Source organism: Peptacetobacter sp. AB800 (assembly GCF_047807365.1).
Classification (GTDB): Bacteria; Bacillota; Clostridia; order Peptostreptococcales; family Peptostreptococcaceae; genus Peptacetobacter.
On the sequence record NZ_JBLOUI010000032.1, the window covers coordinates 1 to 14,748 of the forward strand.

The 14,748-nt window shown below is 32.1% G+C and carries 17 protein-coding genes, 2 tRNA genes and 1 riboswitch; of the genes, 9 read left to right on the plus strand and 10 right to left on the minus strand.

Annotated elements, in window-relative coordinates:
- Window positions 1–362: 362 nt before the first annotated feature.
- A complete protein-coding gene (locus ACK2WN_RS09095; protein WP_416155395.1) occupies window positions 363–1,163 on the minus strand; it encodes a nitroreductase family protein in 801 nt (266 codons plus the stop codon).
- 140 nt (window positions 1,164–1,303) lie between these two features.
- Here ACK2WN_RS09095 and ACK2WN_RS09100 point away from each other — a divergent pair, with 140 nt between their 5' ends.
- Window positions 1,304–1,636 (plus strand): helix-turn-helix domain-containing protein, encoded by a 333-nt coding sequence (locus ACK2WN_RS09100; protein WP_329982372.1) that lies wholly within the window; start codon window positions 1,304–1,306, stop codon window positions 1,634–1,636.
- Window positions 1,637–1,725: 89 nt separating this feature from the next.
- On the opposite strand, the gene ACK2WN_RS09105 is transcribed toward ACK2WN_RS09100, so the two are convergent.
- On the minus strand, window positions 1,726–2,721 hold the full coding sequence (locus ACK2WN_RS09105) for a calcium/sodium antiporter (RefSeq protein ID WP_300530640.1): 996 nt from the start codon (window positions 2,719–2,721) through the stop codon (window positions 1,726–1,728).
- Between the two features lie 91 nt (window positions 2,722–2,812).
- Window positions 2,813–3,748, minus strand: a complete 936-nt coding sequence (locus tag ACK2WN_RS09110; RefSeq protein WP_300530643.1) for a magnesium transporter CorA family protein — start codon at window positions 3,746–3,748, stop codon at window positions 2,813–2,815.
- Between the two features lie 358 nt (window positions 3,749–4,106).
- Between ACK2WN_RS09110 and ACK2WN_RS09115 the strand changes: the two genes are divergently transcribed.
- From ACK2WN_RS09115 to ACK2WN_RS09140, 6 genes are all read left to right on the plus strand, one after another.
- A tRNA-Arg gene (locus ACK2WN_RS09115) sits at window positions 4,107–4,183 on the plus strand.
- Between the two features lie 87 nt (window positions 4,184–4,270).
- Window positions 4,271–4,786: a folate family ECF transporter S component gene (locus ACK2WN_RS09120; protein WP_300530646.1), complete on the plus strand. Its 516-nt coding sequence runs from the start codon at window positions 4,271–4,273 to the stop codon at window positions 4,784–4,786.
- A 272-nt stretch (window positions 4,787–5,058) separates the two neighbouring features.
- The gene (locus ACK2WN_RS09125) at window positions 5,059–5,907 is read left to right on the plus strand and encodes a CPBP family intramembrane glutamic endopeptidase (RefSeq protein ID WP_300530649.1); all 849 of its coding nucleotides are present in this window, start codon (window positions 5,059–5,061) and stop codon (window positions 5,905–5,907) included.
- Between the two features lie 308 nt (window positions 5,908–6,215).
- Window positions 6,216–6,494, plus strand: coding sequence for a PadR family transcriptional regulator (locus ACK2WN_RS09130; RefSeq protein ID WP_300530652.1), 279 nt, complete (start codon window positions 6,216–6,218; stop codon window positions 6,492–6,494).
- The gene (locus tag ACK2WN_RS09135; RefSeq protein ID WP_300530682.1) at window positions 6,490–6,657 is read left to right on the plus strand and encodes a hypothetical protein; all 168 of its coding nucleotides are present in this window, start codon (window positions 6,490–6,492) and stop codon (window positions 6,655–6,657) included. Before ACK2WN_RS09130 ends, ACK2WN_RS09135 begins: the two co-directional genes overlap by 5 nt.
- Entirely contained in the window at window positions 6,641–7,009 is a 369-nt protein-coding gene (locus ACK2WN_RS09140) for a hypothetical protein (protein ID WP_300530655.1), read from the plus strand. Before ACK2WN_RS09135 ends, ACK2WN_RS09140 begins: the two co-directional genes overlap by 17 nt.
- A 69-nt stretch (window positions 7,010–7,078) precedes the next feature.
- Here ACK2WN_RS09140 and ACK2WN_RS09145 read toward each other — a convergent pair whose 3' ends face one another.
- From ACK2WN_RS09145 to thiM, 4 genes are all read right to left on the minus strand, one after another.
- Window positions 7,079–8,008 carry a haloacid dehalogenase-like hydrolase gene (locus ACK2WN_RS09145; protein WP_416155396.1) on the minus strand — a complete coding sequence of 310 codons (930 nt, stop codon included), beginning with the start codon at window positions 8,006–8,008 and terminating at the stop codon, window positions 7,079–7,081.
- 180 nt (window positions 8,009–8,188) lie between these two features.
- The gene (gene thiD, locus ACK2WN_RS09150; protein ID WP_300530661.1) at window positions 8,189–8,980 is read right to left on the minus strand and encodes a bifunctional hydroxymethylpyrimidine kinase/phosphomethylpyrimidine kinase; all 792 of its coding nucleotides are present in this window, start codon (window positions 8,978–8,980) and stop codon (window positions 8,189–8,191) included.
- Window positions 8,981–9,007: 27 nt separating this feature from the next.
- Window positions 9,008–9,658 carry a thiamine phosphate synthase gene (thiE, locus tag ACK2WN_RS09155; RefSeq protein ID WP_416155397.1) on the minus strand — a complete coding sequence of 217 codons (651 nt, stop codon included), beginning with the start codon at window positions 9,656–9,658 and terminating at the stop codon, window positions 9,008–9,010.
- Window positions 9,636–10,457, minus strand: a complete 822-nt coding sequence (gene thiM, locus ACK2WN_RS09160) for a hydroxyethylthiazole kinase (RefSeq protein ID WP_416155398.1) — start codon at window positions 10,455–10,457, stop codon at window positions 9,636–9,638. Before thiM ends, thiE begins: the two co-directional genes overlap by 23 nt.
- Window positions 10,458–10,532: 75 nt before the next feature.
- Window positions 10,533–10,632, minus strand: a riboswitch (TPP riboswitch).
- Between the two features lie 173 nt (window positions 10,633–10,805).
- Here thiM and ACK2WN_RS09165 point away from each other — a divergent pair.
- A tRNA-Arg gene (locus ACK2WN_RS09165) sits at window positions 10,806–10,879 on the plus strand.
- 295 nt (window positions 10,880–11,174) lie between these two features.
- Here ACK2WN_RS09165 and ACK2WN_RS09170 read toward each other — a convergent pair.
- Together ACK2WN_RS09170 and ACK2WN_RS09175 are read right to left on the minus strand one after the other, a co-directional pair.
- A complete protein-coding gene (locus ACK2WN_RS09170) occupies window positions 11,175–11,696 on the minus strand; it encodes an O-acetyl-ADP-ribose deacetylase (RefSeq protein ID WP_300530670.1) in 522 nt (173 codons plus the stop codon).
- Between the two features lie 72 nt (window positions 11,697–11,768).
- Window positions 11,769–12,416, minus strand: coding sequence for a DUF4275 family protein (locus tag ACK2WN_RS09175; RefSeq protein ID WP_416155399.1), 648 nt, complete (start codon window positions 12,414–12,416; stop codon window positions 11,769–11,771).
- 315 nt (window positions 12,417–12,731) lie between these two features.
- Here ACK2WN_RS09175 and ACK2WN_RS09180 point away from each other — a divergent pair, with 315 nt between their 5' ends.
- Window positions 12,732–13,580: a patatin-like phospholipase family protein gene (locus ACK2WN_RS09180; protein ID WP_416155400.1), complete on the plus strand. Its 849-nt coding sequence runs from the start codon at window positions 12,732–12,734 to the stop codon at window positions 13,578–13,580.
- A gap of 179 nt (window positions 13,581–13,759) precedes the next feature.
- On the opposite strand, the gene ACK2WN_RS09185 is transcribed toward ACK2WN_RS09180, so the two are convergent.
- Window positions 13,760–14,593 (minus strand): hypothetical protein, encoded by an 834-nt coding sequence (locus ACK2WN_RS09185; RefSeq protein WP_416155401.1) that lies wholly within the window; start codon window positions 14,591–14,593, stop codon window positions 13,760–13,762.
- Window positions 14,594–14,748 lie beyond the last annotated feature (155 nt).

Genomic DNA, 14,748 nt, shown 5'->3' on the forward strand with positions numbered 1-14,748 from the left:
TTCCAAGGAGTGATACTACGACCTCTATCTTTAATCAGATTATCTCACATAGAAAATGAGATAGGAATGAAAATTAATAAAATTAAATTTAAATATATTATACGAGGAGTGTTAAATATCATAATATCGCATGCATCTTTATCAATATTTGTGAATTCAATTATTCCATTATGACATTTTTCTTTATTATCGATATATTGAAATATCGGATTTATCTTTAAAGATAGTTTGTTTTCATCAATTATAATATCTGCTATCGTGTAAGCTAAAAGGAATATTACTTTCTCTGTCCATGATATAATCCATAATCTTTTATCCTTTAATAATATTTTTTAGATTTTAGTATATTTGAAAATATTATTTTACATCCATTGTATAGATGTAGGTTTTCTTGGTACAGTACGTCTATATGATACATTAGGATAACCAATTAGCATGCATGATTTTATTTGGTCTGGAGTGATGTTTAGATATTCACAAGCAGCAGGGTTTATGCTTAATGCCATTTGTATAAATCCACTGTATAGAACACCAAGTCCTTCTGAATTTGCCATTAGTTCTATGTTTGAAGAAGCAAGACCACCATTTAATGCTGAGTTAGAGTTGACAATAAGTAGAGCAGGTGAGTTAAAGAATAGTCTGTCTTCACCTATACCATTAGAGTATGCTTCCCAAAGGTTTTGTAAAATTATACGATAACGTTCTTGTATAGAATTGACACGTTCTGGGTCAGTAAGTATTGTATTAAGACCGTCCCAAACCATTTTTTTAAATGTTTCAAGATTATCCTGAATAAATATATAATGAACATCCTGGATATTTCCACCAGTAGGAGTAAATCTACCAGCCTGTAAGATATGCTCCATTGTCTGAGTAGGAATTTTTTTATCTTTATAATTTCTAATACTTCTTCTTGATTTGATAAAGTTTAGCATAAGTTCACTGTCAATAGTTGGTTTTGAATTATTAAATTCTATTACACCTTCTTCAGATTGTTCAGGTAAGTTAATAGCATTTGTTGGACAGACTGCATAGCAATGTCCACAATCAATACACATATCATTAGCAAATGCTTTTCCATCGACTATTGAAAGACATTTTGGAAAACACTCTTTTACACATTGACCACAACCAATACATTTTTCTGTTAGAATTTCTACCATTTATATTCCCCCCTATAAGATTAAAAAAAAGAATTTACTCTTAATTTAGAGTATGGTACTATTTTAAGAGTGCATAAAAAAATTGTCAATAACGCAGTTTTTTAGTACTAGGTAAGAGAAAACAGATTAGGAGGATTTTTATGAGTAAAGAATATTCATGTCCATGTTTAGATAAATGTCCATTACAAAGGGCAATGGATGTAATTGGAGGAAAATGGAAATTAGCAATCTTGTGCTCATTAAATACTAATGGTTCAACAAGATATAATGAATTAAAAAGAAAAATTAAGGGAATATCAAATACAATGCTTGCAAAATCTTTAAAAGAGTTAGAAGAAAATGGATTAATTAATAGATATGAGTATGTTGAAGTTCCTATACGAATTGAATATGAAGTTTCTGAAAAAGCTAAGTCTTTAATTCCAATTTTAAAAGAGTTGGCAAAATGGGGAATGACTTTAGATAATGATTAGTAAAAATTATTAAAATGCCCCATACTGTTAAATGTATTACTCTAACAATATGGGGCGTTTAAGAGAAGAGTAGAGATACTCTTCTTTATTTATATACTCATTATTAAATATGCTGTGTATCCTACGTAAAGAGCAGTTAATATTGCTCCTTCAACCCTGTTTATATCTTTTCTGACAACAGTAAATATATAAGTAAGTACTGTCACACCAATCATAAACAAGCAATCTACAAACAACTTAGGATCTATTGCTATTGGAGAAATAGCAGCAGATGCACCTAGAACAAATAATATATTAAACATATTTGATCCTATTACATTTCCTAAAGCGATATCACTCTCACCTTTAGTAGCAGCTATTATAGATGTAACTAATTCTGGTAGAGAAGTACCGATAGCAACTATTGTAAGTCCTATAAGCTGGTCACTTACACCGAAGCTTTTTGCTATTCCAGTAGCCGCATTTACAACAACCTGTCCACCTAAAACTATTGCTATTATCCCACCTATTGAGAATATTATAGCCTTTGAAATAGGCATTGTTTCAACTGGAGCATCTATTTCTACAGTTATCTTTTCATTAGGATTGGCTTTTTGAGCTTCTAAAGCCTGATTTCTAGAGTTTAGAGCTGACATTATTAGTGAATACATGAAAATAGCGAAGAACATTAGAAGAACTAAACCGTCACCTCTACTAAGCTGGTTTACTGAAGTTCCACCAAAGAACTGATCTCCAATTATTACAAATGTAAGCACAGATATCAGTATTAAAAATGGAAACTCTTTAATTCTAACGCTTTTTTCTACCATTAATGGCTTTATCATGGCAGATACACCAACGACCATAAGAAGATTGAATATATTAGATCCAATTACATTCCCCATAGCCATTCCATTTTGTCCACTTAAAGCAGCTGTGATACTTACTGCAGCTTCTGGTGCACTAGTACCAAAAGCGACTATTGTAAGCCCTATTATAAGTGAAGGGATTTTTAGCGACTCTGCAATACTCGACGCCCCTTCAACAAAATAGTCGGCTCCCTTTACAAGAAGAACAAATCCGACTACCAATAAAATATAATTCATATTAAGTTTACCCCCTTTATAAATTTCCCTTAAAATTAAAAGTCTGTTTCATAAGCATTCTAAATAGTTTAAAACACTTACGAAACAGAATCTATAAAAGTTTATTTTTAGACATTAACATAGTAATAATTACACATACAATTACTGATATAAAAGATATCAACCAGAAACCGTTTGGGTTTTCAGCAAGCGGAATTCCGCCGACGTTCATTCCAAAGAACCCTGATATTAATGTAGGTAATGAAACAATAAGTGTGATAACTGTAAGAACCTGCATAACATTGTTCTGGTTATTACTGATTATCGCACTGAAGGCGTCCATGATTCGGCTAAGTATATCTCCGTAAATAGTAGCCATTTCAAGAGCCTGTCTGTTTTCTACAATAACATCGTCTAATAAATCGTCGTCGTCGTGATACTTCTTAATACTTGATGTTTTAAGCATCTTATTAAGCACTAACTCATTAGATTTTAATGAAGTAGAGAAGTAAACCAGAGATTTTTCAAGCTCTAGTAACTGAATAAGCTGCTTGTTCTGCATTGAGTCATATATTTCTTTTTCTAGAGTAGTAGTCATCTTGTTTATTCTTCTTAGATAGTGTAGGTAGTAAGATGCATTTTTGTGCAAAATCTGAAGAAGAAAACGAGACTTCATATTAGTGTAGAAATCCTTTATATGACCGACAATAAAGTCATTAAGAATCTTTGTCTGTTCACTACATACTGTAAGAATTACATCTTCGGTAATTATTATACCAAGCGGTATAGTGCTGTATAACGAGTTATGTGAGTCACTCTCATCTATAGGTATATCTATAAGGATAAGAGTATGGTTGTCATTTACTTCGATTCTTGAACGTTCCTCCTCATCCAGAGCAGCATTGATACTTTCGATATCTATGTCAGTATGGTCATATATCTCGTGTATCTCGCTCTGATTAGGCTCAACAAGGTTGATCCAGCATCCTTCTTCTGGCTCGTTTATTTTTTCTAGCTTAGAATCGATAGTTTTATAGTATCTTATCATCGCAACACACTCCTTGTTTTTAATTATAGTAGTACTATCGGCTAACGAGTAATCAAAGCCAAACTACTATTGCGACTAAGATACTGTTAACAGATAGGTTTTAAATTTTTAATACTTTGCAACGGATAACTATCCATTGCACATCACTCTCCTTTTCCAATTTAAAATATCTATCCATTAAATAGAATACATTTTATTTGACAGAAAATCAAGGAAATTTGTTCAAATGACTGAGAATTTTTACATTGTAATATGAAAAGAAAAGAGTAAAAAATAATTGACATAGTAGGCGATATGAATTATCATAATATATGTGTTTGAAATATACTTTTTCTTAAAAAGTATATTTTATTAATATGTGCCTGTAGTTCAATTGGTAGAATGTCAGACTCCGACTCTGAAGGTCTGCGGGTTCGAGTCCCGTCGGGTACACCATTTATTAGGAAGTCCTGCAAATTTTGTGGGACTTCTTGTTTTTTAAACAGAAAATTTAATAAAAGAAAACTTAGGAGGTTATTTTTAATGAATAAAATTACGACTAAAGACTTAGTTATGATGTCGCTTTTAGTTGCGATAACGATAATTTTATCGAGATTCCTATCAATATCTACTCCAATAATAAAGATAGGATTTAGCTTTGTTCCACTAACAATAGCGGGGATATTATACGGACCTAAATATACGATGATTATAGCTGTAATAGCCGATTTAATAGGAGTAACACTTATAACAGGAGATTTCTTCCCAGGATTTACAGTTACAACAGCGTTAGTTGGTCTACTTTACGGAAAATTCCTTTACAATAAACCAAAAGCTATGAGAAATATAATAATATGTACAATTTTAGTTAATTTAGTGGAATTAATTCTAAACACAGGTAATATATACCTACTTAGCGGATACGGATTTATGGCGACATTACCAACAAGAGCTTTTAAAGCAGCTTTAATGGTGCCAATAAAAGCATTTGTTATATACAATGTTTCATATCCTATAGTTAGCATGAAAAATATGGCGATGAATAGAAGAGCGGTTTAAAATTCGTTTGATTTTGTAAATATAAATAAAATCAAAGATTTGAAATTTATCTTTAAATGTATTAATATATAGTATAGTTGTGAGTGTAAGGAGATTACTTTTAACTTTTATGTAAATTTTAAATCTAAAAATTTTTATAAAATATTTAGAAAATAAAAATTGATTATGATTAAAATTTCATAAATCTTTAGAAATAATATCAATTTAATTTAATAATTGGGTGTTAATATTATAATTAAGTAAAACGAATCAGATAGACGGGAGGTTTTTTCATGAATAATGTAGAAAAGAAACAAATATCTGTATTTTTCGGAATAGCACTTATGTTTATGATAGCTCTTTCAATTATGTATTATCAAGATAGAAATCCGGATTTATTATTGTATATGATCTTTTCACCAGCGTTGGCTGCATTGATAACTAGAATGATTTGCAGAGAAGGTCTTAGAAATATGTTCTTGAAGATAAACATCAAGAGGAATAAAAAGACTTACATAAAAACATTACTTTTTACTCCTTTCATAATATACTTTGGAGCAGTTATAAACTATATAATATTCCATTCAGGGGTTAAATTATTGGGGATGGTGACAGTTTACAATCTTCAGTATACAAGTATGTTTGAATATTTGAAGAGTGTTACATATGAGGTTTCAAATTTAGCGATAATCTTCCCAATCTATGGTATAATTCAGAGTTTTTGTGAAGAGTTTGCTTGGAGAGGTTATCTTCTTCCAAGAATGTGCAAGATTATGAAACCAGATAAGGCAGCTGTACTTAATGGATTTTTATGGGGAGTATGGCAGTTGCCGATAATTATGATTTTATATATGAAAGTAGCGGAGAATCCGTTAAATGGAGCAGTGATGCTTTTAATTATGAGTACATCAGTAGGAGTTATTCAGTCATATTTACTTTATAAGACAGAGTCGCTTTGGTGTCCGGTGTTATTCAATTTATCGTTGAATATTATAAATATATATAATCCAGCTTCTATTTTTGTTAATGTTGCAGCTGGGAATTCAATAAGTCATGTTCTTCCTGGTGTTGTGGGAATGGCAGGACTTGTAATAGCAGGAATGTTATGCTATAGAGAAAGTAAAAGAGTATATGTTAATTAATTTGCTATCTTTATAAAGAGTGGATAAATCAAAATTTCCGTTTCTATGTTATATGGGAAGTATTGAACTTATAGACAAACTACTCTCCAGCTTCGACGGGTGTTGAAGGAAGAGTTTTGTTGTAAATAAAATACGCGTCTGCAGATTGTCGAGGGCGTTTTGTCTATAAGCTTCAATACTATAACATATAAATAGTTTCGGAAAGTTTTGATTTAATCCACTCTTTTTAAGTTAGTAAACTTGTTTTGTGTAGGAGAAGTATAGATGATTGGTTTTAAGCGAATGATAAGAAAATATAATTATTATGTATGGATAGGGGAAGAGGGTATTCCTCTATTTTTTTATATATACGATTAAGTTTTAATATTAAATTTATTTTTCAAGAAAGGCTAGAATCTAAGAATATCGTTGAATCATATTGGAGTGATGAGCATACTTCAGGTGGAAAGAGAAAGTATTATCATATTACAGATGAAGGACGTGAATTTTTAAAAATAAAAAAAGAAGAATGGCAGTTTATTAAAAAAGTAATGGATCAGTTTTTAGAGGAGGTCGCACTTAGTCGAATCAGCACAAGAATATATTAATCAAGGCTTAAGCGAGGAGGAAGCTTGTAAAAAAGCTATAGAAAATTTTGACGGTGGGGAAGAAATGCAAAATGAGTTAAACAAAGTTATAAAAAAGCTTTCATCTTCATTAGATAGATATAATAATTTTAGCAAAAAAATACGATATGACAGAGGTCGATGAGTATAAAGACGAATTAGAAAAATTATTGAATGAGGAAAAATATAGTCCAATCAAAGCATTTAGATTATACGTTGTCGATATGGAAGATGGAAATACAAGTACAAGCTCTAAGGGATTAAATTCAGATACAGTTTATGAAAAAGAGTTAAAGGTTGAAGACGAAAGAGCAAATACATCATACTTAGGATACAACGGAAAAGATTTCTTAGACAAAAATGGAAACATAGTAAATCCAGATATATTCTCTGAGTACTTCTTCTACAATGAATCAAATATTTTATCTAAAGTATTGGTAGTAGTTGGAGCTGTGTTATTAATTGGATACTTTATAATTAGAAGCAAAGAAAAATAAATAATCATACATGAAAAAAGGGACTTTTTAGTCCCTTTTTCTATATGTATCGTTTAAACTAGATTAAATCTATCTTTTTATAGATGCCGCGATTCTATGATAAGTATGTCTTACCCCTCTTATCACTTTACCGTATTCAAGTATATTTTCTGGAAGAGCCATTCCCATATATCCTGAATCTCCTAAGTGGTGTAGATCTGTTCCAGCCATTTTACACATAAGTGCGATTTCTCTAATAGTTGAAACATCTGCACCTTCCTGAGAAGTACCTATTGAAGTAAGAGTTAATTTTCCAAGCTCGTGTGCATAAGAAACAAGTCCTCTTATATATTCCATAGTTATTCCAGGAACTGAACCCGGTGCAGGCATTAGTATAATATCTGCTCCTGCTTCAGAGAATTCTTTAACATCGTTTCTAGTTATTATTTTTTCACCAGCTTCACCAAGTATACCAGCTGCGTGCATTTTACCAGCTATTAAAACAACGCTATCTCCAAGTTCTTTTCTGTAAAGTTTTAGAGTATCTGTTATAGATTTATTTGTAACACCTATACCAGGGTTTCCAGTAAGTACTATGAAGTCAGCACCCATTTCAACTGCTTTTTTAGCGTTTTCTAAAGTACCTACACGTCCTGAAGATAATCCAGCCCATTCATCAGTTTCAACAGTACTAGCAACACCTTCTTCAAGTGGTTCAAGGTTTAAACCAACTGGTCTACCTGTAAGTTCTTTGATTTTTCTTATGTAATCTTCTGGTTTAACATCAGCAGGAAGTCCATGCATAACAGGGTTGTTTACATCAAATATGTTTAGAAGTATTATATCAGCTCCCATTGATGCAGCAAATTCTGCGTTTGTTACATCGCCAAGCATCTGAGGAACAGCACCTATAGTTTCGCAAACTACTATTCTTCCTTCACTGGCTGCTATTGATTCGATAAGTTCTGATTTTGTCATTTTTTCAAAATCAGATGCGTTACAGTTTAAAAATCTTTTCATTTTGTTTTTTCCTTTCTTTTAATCTTTTTTAATTTTTGTGTGTAAAAATAAATAGCTACTAAAAACTTTTAAACTTTCCACAAAAAAGAGAATAAGATTTGTTTCTATTTATATTAAAAGAAAATAGGTATAAGTGGTTTGTTTTTAAGATTTAAAGTAGCCATTCATAATATAATTATACTAATATTTACCGTTAATTGCAAATGCGTGATTCATTGGTCCACTACCTTTTCCAAGGTCTAGCATTGCAGCTAAAGCACCAGAAATATAAGCCTTTGCAGATTCAACAGATTCATCCAAATTCATTCCTTTTGCTAGGTTTGCAGCTATTGCACTAGAAAGTGTGCAGCCTGTTCCATGAGTGTTTGGGTTGTCGATTCTTTTTCCGCTGAACCATTTAAATTCTCCGTCAGAGTATAATAAGTCGTTTGCATCATTTATACTGTGACCTCCTTTTAAAAGGACTGCGGCATTGTATTTTTTACCGATTATTTCTGCAGCTTTCGTCATATCATCTGCTGAATTGATTTTGATGTTTGATAGTATCTCAGCTTCTGATATGTTTGGTGTAAGAAGCGTTGCAAGAGGGAATAAAACTTCCTCAAGTGTAGAAATTGCATCGTCTTGAAGTAGTTTTGAGCCACTTGTAGATACCATAACTGGATCTATTACAATATTTTTTGCTTCGTATTTTTTTAATCCTTCTGCTATTGCTTTTATAATCGGAGCAGAGGATACCATTCCTATTTTTACAGCATCTGGGTAAATGTCTGTGAATACTGCATCTAATTGCTGAGTGACAAATTCTGGAGAGGATTCAAATACTCCAAATACTCCAGTTGTGTTTTGTGCAGTTAAAGCTGTGATTACAGATTCTGCAAATACGCCGTTTGTAGTCATAGTTTTAATATCAGCTTGAATGCCTGCACCACCGCTACAATCACTTCCTGCTATTGTTAAAGCAACTTTCATAACCATTCCTCCTTAAAAAGATAAGATTTATAATTCTTCAGTTAGTTCTTTAAGTTTTTTAGTGGCAGCAGTTATATCGTCACTTGCAAATATTGCACTTATAACAGAAACACCATCTATTCCACTGCCTTTTAGTTTTAATAAATTATCTGAATTTATTCCACCTATTGCAACTACTGGGATTGATACAGTTTTACATATTTCTTTTAATGTTTCAAATGTTACGCTGTCAGCATCTCCTTTAGTAGAAGTAGGGAAGACTGACCCAACACCAAGATAGTCAGCTCCATCTCTTTCTGCTTTTAAAGCTTCCTCAACTGTAGATGCAGATACACCTAAAATTGCATTTTCTCCAAGCATATCTCTAACTTTTTTAGCGTCCATATCTTCCTGTCCAACATGAACACCGTCAGCTTTTATTTCAGCTGCGATATTTATATTATCATTTACGATAAATGGTATTTTAAATTCTTTGCAAAGAGCCTGAATTTCCTTTGCTTCTTCTAAAAATTCATCTTCTGGAAGATTTTTTTCTCTTATTTGAAGTATAGTAGCTCCACCTTCAAGACATTCTCTTACCTGTTCAGCAAGAGTTCTTCCGTTTAGCCAATGTCTGTCAGTTATAGCGTATAACTGTAAATCTTTTCCATTTATATTACTTGCTTTCAAATTTAGCACCTTCTTCCAATGTTTTAGCATCCATATTGTAAATTGCATCAATTATTCTGTTTCTGTATGTAGAGTTTCCGTCAGTTTTTTCCATATTAGACCAACCAATTTCTCCAGAAAGTCCCATATCTATTACAGCAGCTGCAGTTGCTTCAAGCATATTGTCCTGATTTGCAGCGATAAATGAGGCAATTAGTCCAGAAAGTTGGCATCCAGTTCCAGTTATTTTTCCCATTTCAGCTCTACCATTTCTGATTACAAAGCATCTTTCAGCATCGGCAACTAAGTCTATAGCACCAGTTATTGCAATTATACTACCTGTTTCTTTTGCAAATGATTTTGCAAATTTCACCATAGAGTCAAGATTTTCTTCAGTAACTGCATCGCCAACAGCCGCGTCGACACCTTTTCCAGCACCGATACCAGTAGCTAAGAATTTTATTTCTGAAACATTTCCTCTTATTACAGAGAATTTCACATTTTCAAGTAATTCTTTAGCAGTTTTATTTCTTAAATTACTTGCACCTACACCAACAGGATCTAGCACAGTTGGATGATTTAATTCGTTTGCTTTTTTACCAGCTAATATCATAGAAGGGATTGTGTTTCTATTAAGTGTACCGATATTGATGTTTAAAGCAGTACACACAGAAGTTATATCCTCAACTTCCTCAGAATCGTCAGCCATGATAGGGCTTGCACCACAAGCTAATATTATATTTGCAACATCGTTTACAGTAACATAATTAGTGATGTTGTGGATAAGTGGTGATATTTCTCTTACATTTTCGATAGTTGATTTTAACATTTTAATTCCCCCAGTCTTTTTAGTATTGAGAGAGATTTTAAAAATAAAAAAACACGAAACCAACAAAGGCTCGTGTTTGATATCTTATCTTCTCCCTACGTTGGCATTATCCAAATCAGGTTAAGGGTCTAGGTTTTACCTACTCTCAGCCGAAAAAGCTCCCCTGCTTGATTTTAAATTATTTTAAAAATTCAACTAATTAAATGATAGCATAGATAATAGTTTTTTTCAATTGTGTAGAAGTTTTGATGTTGGAAAATGAATGAAAGGGTTGGAAATTTTTTTGAAAAGTAATATTTTTAGTGATATAATATTTAATATGTTATTAGTTATATACGATTTAAATATGTCTCTGTAGCTCAGCAGGATAGAGCACCGCTCTCCTAAAGCGGGTGTCGCAGGTTCAATTCCTGTCAGGGACACTTTGAATAATTGAGGATGCCAATGGATTTTTCTAATGGCATCTCTTTTTTTACTCAAAATTATATCATTCTCACCTCCTGGCTTCGACGGCTCACACTTTTAGAGTAACACATTTCAAAGTTGTGAGCCGTCTGCAGATAGTCGAGTTCGAATTGATATAATTCCGAGTAAAAGAGATGACGTTAGAAAAAATCCATTTGGCATCCATCATTTTATTCTGACGTTTGTAATGGTTTGTTGTTCATAGTTTATTCTCCAATTCTGTTTATATATTTTATGTTTATTTATATCTATTTATTTATGTTTTATTTTATCTATTGCGTTGTCATAAGCTTGTTTTGTTCTTTCATCAAATAGTACAAATCTTATGCAATCAAATTCGTTTGGATGCTCCATATAGAAATCATTTACTGTTTTTACTGCTATTTCTGCAGCTTGTTCTAATGGATAGCTGTATATTCCAGTTGATATTGATGGAAATGCAATTGTGCGAATTTTGTTTTGTAGCGCTACTTTCATAGAGTTTTTGTACGCATTTTCAAGAAGTTGTGGCTCACCAGAGTTCCCACCTCTGTATATTGGTCCAACTGTGTGAATTATGTATTTGCAAGGTAGTTTGTATGCGGATGTTATTTTTGCTTCCCCTGTTTCACATCCGTTTAGCGTTCTACATTCTGCTAGAAGTTCTCGTCCTGCTGCACGATGTATTGCCCCGTCTACACCGCCACCACCTAGAAGGCTGTTGTTTGCTGCATTTACGATTGCTTCTACGTCTGTTTGTTTTGTGATATCTCCAAGTACTGTTTCTATTTTCATATTAAATTCCTCCTAAGAAAAATTTATTTATAATAGGCGAATTACCTTTTTGCTATAATTTAGTATCTAAAATTATTTAGCCTTGTAGAAGTATGGTCCAAGTTCTTCTTCGTGAGGTACTACATAAGTCCAACTGTTTAGTGGATCAAAGAAATAGAAGTCTGATGAATTTAACTCGCTTTTTCCATATAATTCATCTATGTCTTTTGCAGTAATTAGGTTTGCGTTTCCAATTATGTAAGCTTCATCTGCATATTCAAAGAATAGGTAAAGCTCGTGTTTTTCTTCCTTATCAAAAGCTGCTCTGGCTTCGTCACCTGTAAGAGCAGGAAGAAGTTCAAAGCTGAATAAATGCCATTTGAACTGGTCAGAGTAGTCCTCTTTATTTTCTTTATCCTCTTCAGAAACTAACTCATCAAACTGTTTATCCCACTGCTCAGCGATTGGCTTTTTAGGTACATGTAAGAATAGAACACCTTTGTCTATTAAGTTTTGAAGTTTTTCAGTTTCTTCTTCGCTTAAGCTTTCAACATCTGCAGCCGGGTTTTTAGCGAATTTTTTTGCTATAAAGACATCACTTATAAAACTAAACACTATATATACAATAGTTACGAATAAAAGAATTTGTATATTCCAGTTTAGTTTTAGGAAGTAGCTGACAAGAGATAGTATTGCGAAAAATACGACACCACTTACTAAATATTTTGAGTATCTTTTCATAAAATTATTCCTCCTAAATTTGTATAATAAATGAAATTAAACTGATTTATATAAATCATTTGTTTATATAAATCAGTTATTTCTATATATTATAATACTTTATTTATTAGGAAGACAATATTAATCAAGCTCTTTAAGAGATTCTTCTATGAAAGAGTTGGCAATAGAAATATAAACGTATTAACATTATATAGTATTTGTTCAAAAAATTCTTGAATATTTATGGAATTAAGAATAAATTAGTTATTAAATTTGACTTATATTAAAAAGAGTGGTATATTTCAAAATCATGAATAGTTTTTAGGGGGTGGATGTATGAAAACAGGATTATTATTAGAAGGTGGAGCGATGCGTGGTTTGTACACTGCAGGTGTTCTTGATGTGTTTATGGAAAATAACATAAAAATCGATGGGATAATAGGTGTTTCTGCTGGGGCATTGTTTGGAATGAACTACAAATCAAAGCAGCATGGTAGAGTGTTGAGATATAATAAAAATTATGCAACAAGCAAGGAATACATGGGATTTCATTCGTGGATAACTACGGGAAATGTTATGAACAAGGAATTTTGTTTTAACAAGCTTGTCAATGAATTAGATCCAGTTGATTTTGATACATATAAAAATAGCGACGAGGAATTTTATGCAACTGTGACAAATATCGAAACTGGAAAGCCAGAGTATATTAAGCTGGATGATTTTAGAGATGAGGATCAGATTGAATATTTAAGAGCTTCTGGTTCTATGCCATTTTTATCAACTCCAGTTTGCGTGAAGGGTAAGAGCTATTTAGATGGTGGAATTTCTGATAGTATCCCAATAGATAAAATTATGAGCATGGGCTACGATAGAGTGATTGTAGTGCTTACAAGACCTGAAGATTATAGAAAGAAAAAATCAAACGAACTTATGCCTAAGCTTTTCTATCACAAGTATCCTAATTTGGTTTCTACAATAAACAATAGATATAAGGTGTACAATGAAGAGCTTGAAAGGGTAAATGAACTTGAAAGAGAAAAGAAGATTTTTGTACTAAGACCTTCAAGACTTGTCGATATTAAGAGAATTGAAAAAGATTTGGATAAAATTCAAGAGATGTACGATTTAGGTAGAGAAGATGCAAGTAACAAACTTTTATCTTTAAAAGAATATTTAAGCCTTTAAATTAGCAAGTCGTGAACGTCGTGCAAACAAGTAAATAAACTGAGGACAAGATGTATAACTGCTCAAAAGCGACAATACTGCAAGCGCCCCACAACTGCTAAATGTGTTACTCTAACAGGGTGGGGCGCTGAAGCCTGGAGCACAGAGCAGTTATACTCTTGTCCTTTTTATATACTTTTTTAATATCCATGGTCTACATGTTTCCATTTTCCACCATTTTTTCTAACCAAAATCCAGTTCCAATCAGTGTATGTACTATTAGGATTTAGAGAGCCATCTCCACCAGACTCATCAACATCAAAAGTCGATACCAACACAATTACCTCATCAGCATTGTATCTAGCAGTGAATTCTTGGTGATCTTCAGATACCTTATCTCCTGCATAGTGGATTTCTTTAAGAGTGCAGCCCTTCCAATCTTTTTCGAATTCTTTCTTTATAACGTCGATAGCTGAGTTGATTTCCTCTTGAGAGTATAACCGTATTGTATCTCCATTTTTATCAATAGGATAGATTGCAAAAACACCTTCTAGTTTTGCTGGATATGATTTTGCAATACTTCCGTTATATACAACACTTATCTTATCTCCTTCTTTGACATCTGGGACATCAATCTTTGAAATTACATCTTTAGAAACGAAAGCCATATCCATTGAATTTATAGCTTCATCACCTTTGTATGGATCTACTAAGATATAATTGTCCTCAAAACCTAAAACAGTTGCCATAAATTGAGGGTTTCCTTTAGGAATTTCAGTAGATTTATCCTTTGAAGATAGAGTTGAAATTATATTAAAAGCAGTTATTGCAGCTATGAAAATAGCTACTCCTAAGAAGATATAGCTATCTCTTTTAGATCCTTTGTCATAACATTCCTTAGACCAAACTAAAAACGTTAATATCATAGATACGAACATCAAAGGAAGTGATATATCGTAAGACAGTATTTTTGCTAATCCTAGAGAAGCAAACACAACGGTTAATATAGAAAAGATTAATCTTAATTTTCTCATATCAAATACTCCTTTTTTCTTTATTATACAATCTAAAACAATAGATAACAATATTAAGTTGAGTTAAAAATGCTTATTTTCTAAAAATTTTGTAAATATTTAAAATAAATATTTTGGCGAGAATATGATGAATCTATTATTGAATATTTTAATGA

What these genes read in the sequence shown, in the direction of transcription:
- ACK2WN_RS09125 (WP_300530649.1), top strand. Translation starts at nt 5,059, where the DNA reads ATGAATAATGTAGAAAAGAAACAAATATCTGTATTTTTCGGAATAGCA.
- ACK2WN_RS09120 (WP_300530646.1), top strand. Translation starts at nt 4,271, where the DNA reads ATGAATAAAATTACGACTAAAGACTTAGTTATGATGTCGCTTTTAGTT.
- ACK2WN_RS09095 (WP_416155395.1), bottom strand. Translation starts at nt 1,163, where the DNA reads ATGGTAGAAATTCTAACAGAAAAATGTATTGGTTGTGGTCAATGTGTA.
- ACK2WN_RS09185 (WP_416155401.1), bottom strand. Translation starts at nt 14,593, where the DNA reads ATGAGAAAATTAAGATTAATCTTTTCTATATTAACCGTTGTGTTTGCT.
- thiD (WP_300530661.1), bottom strand. Translation starts at nt 8,980, where the DNA reads ATGAAAGTTGCTTTAACAATAGCAGGAAGTGATTGTAGCGGTGGTGCA.
- ACK2WN_RS09100 (WP_329982372.1), top strand. Translation starts at nt 1,304, where the DNA reads ATGAGTAAAGAATATTCATGTCCATGTTTAGATAAATGTCCATTACAA.
- ACK2WN_RS09145 (WP_416155396.1), bottom strand. Translation starts at nt 8,008, where the DNA reads ATGAAAAGATTTTTAAACTGTAACGCATCTGATTTTGAAAAAATGACA.
- ACK2WN_RS09180 (WP_416155400.1), top strand. Translation starts at nt 12,732, where the DNA reads ATGAAAACAGGATTATTATTAGAAGGTGGAGCGATGCGTGGTTTGTAC.
- ACK2WN_RS09110 (WP_300530643.1), bottom strand. Translation starts at nt 3,748, where the DNA reads ATGATAAGATACTATAAAACTATCGATTCTAAGCTAGAAAAAATAAAC.
- ACK2WN_RS09140 (WP_300530655.1), top strand. Translation starts at nt 6,641, where the DNA reads ATGACAGAGGTCGATGAGTATAAAGACGAATTAGAAAAATTATTGAAT.
- ACK2WN_RS09175 (WP_416155399.1), bottom strand. Translation starts at nt 12,416, where the DNA reads ATGAAAAGATACTCAAAATATTTAGTAAGTGGTGTCGTATTTTTCGCA.
- ACK2WN_RS09130 (WP_300530652.1), top strand. Translation starts at nt 6,216, where the DNA reads ATGGATAGGGGAAGAGGGTATTCCTCTATTTTTTTATATATACGATTA.
- thiM (WP_416155398.1), bottom strand. Translation starts at nt 10,457, where the DNA reads ATGTTAAAATCAACTATCGAAAATGTAAGAGAAATATCACCACTTATC.
- ACK2WN_RS09105 (WP_300530640.1), bottom strand. Translation starts at nt 2,721, where the DNA reads ATGAATTATATTTTATTGGTAGTCGGATTTGTTCTTCTTGTAAAGGGA.
- ACK2WN_RS09170 (WP_300530670.1), bottom strand. Translation starts at nt 11,696, where the DNA reads ATGAAAATAGAAACAGTACTTGGAGATATCACAAAACAAACAGACGTA.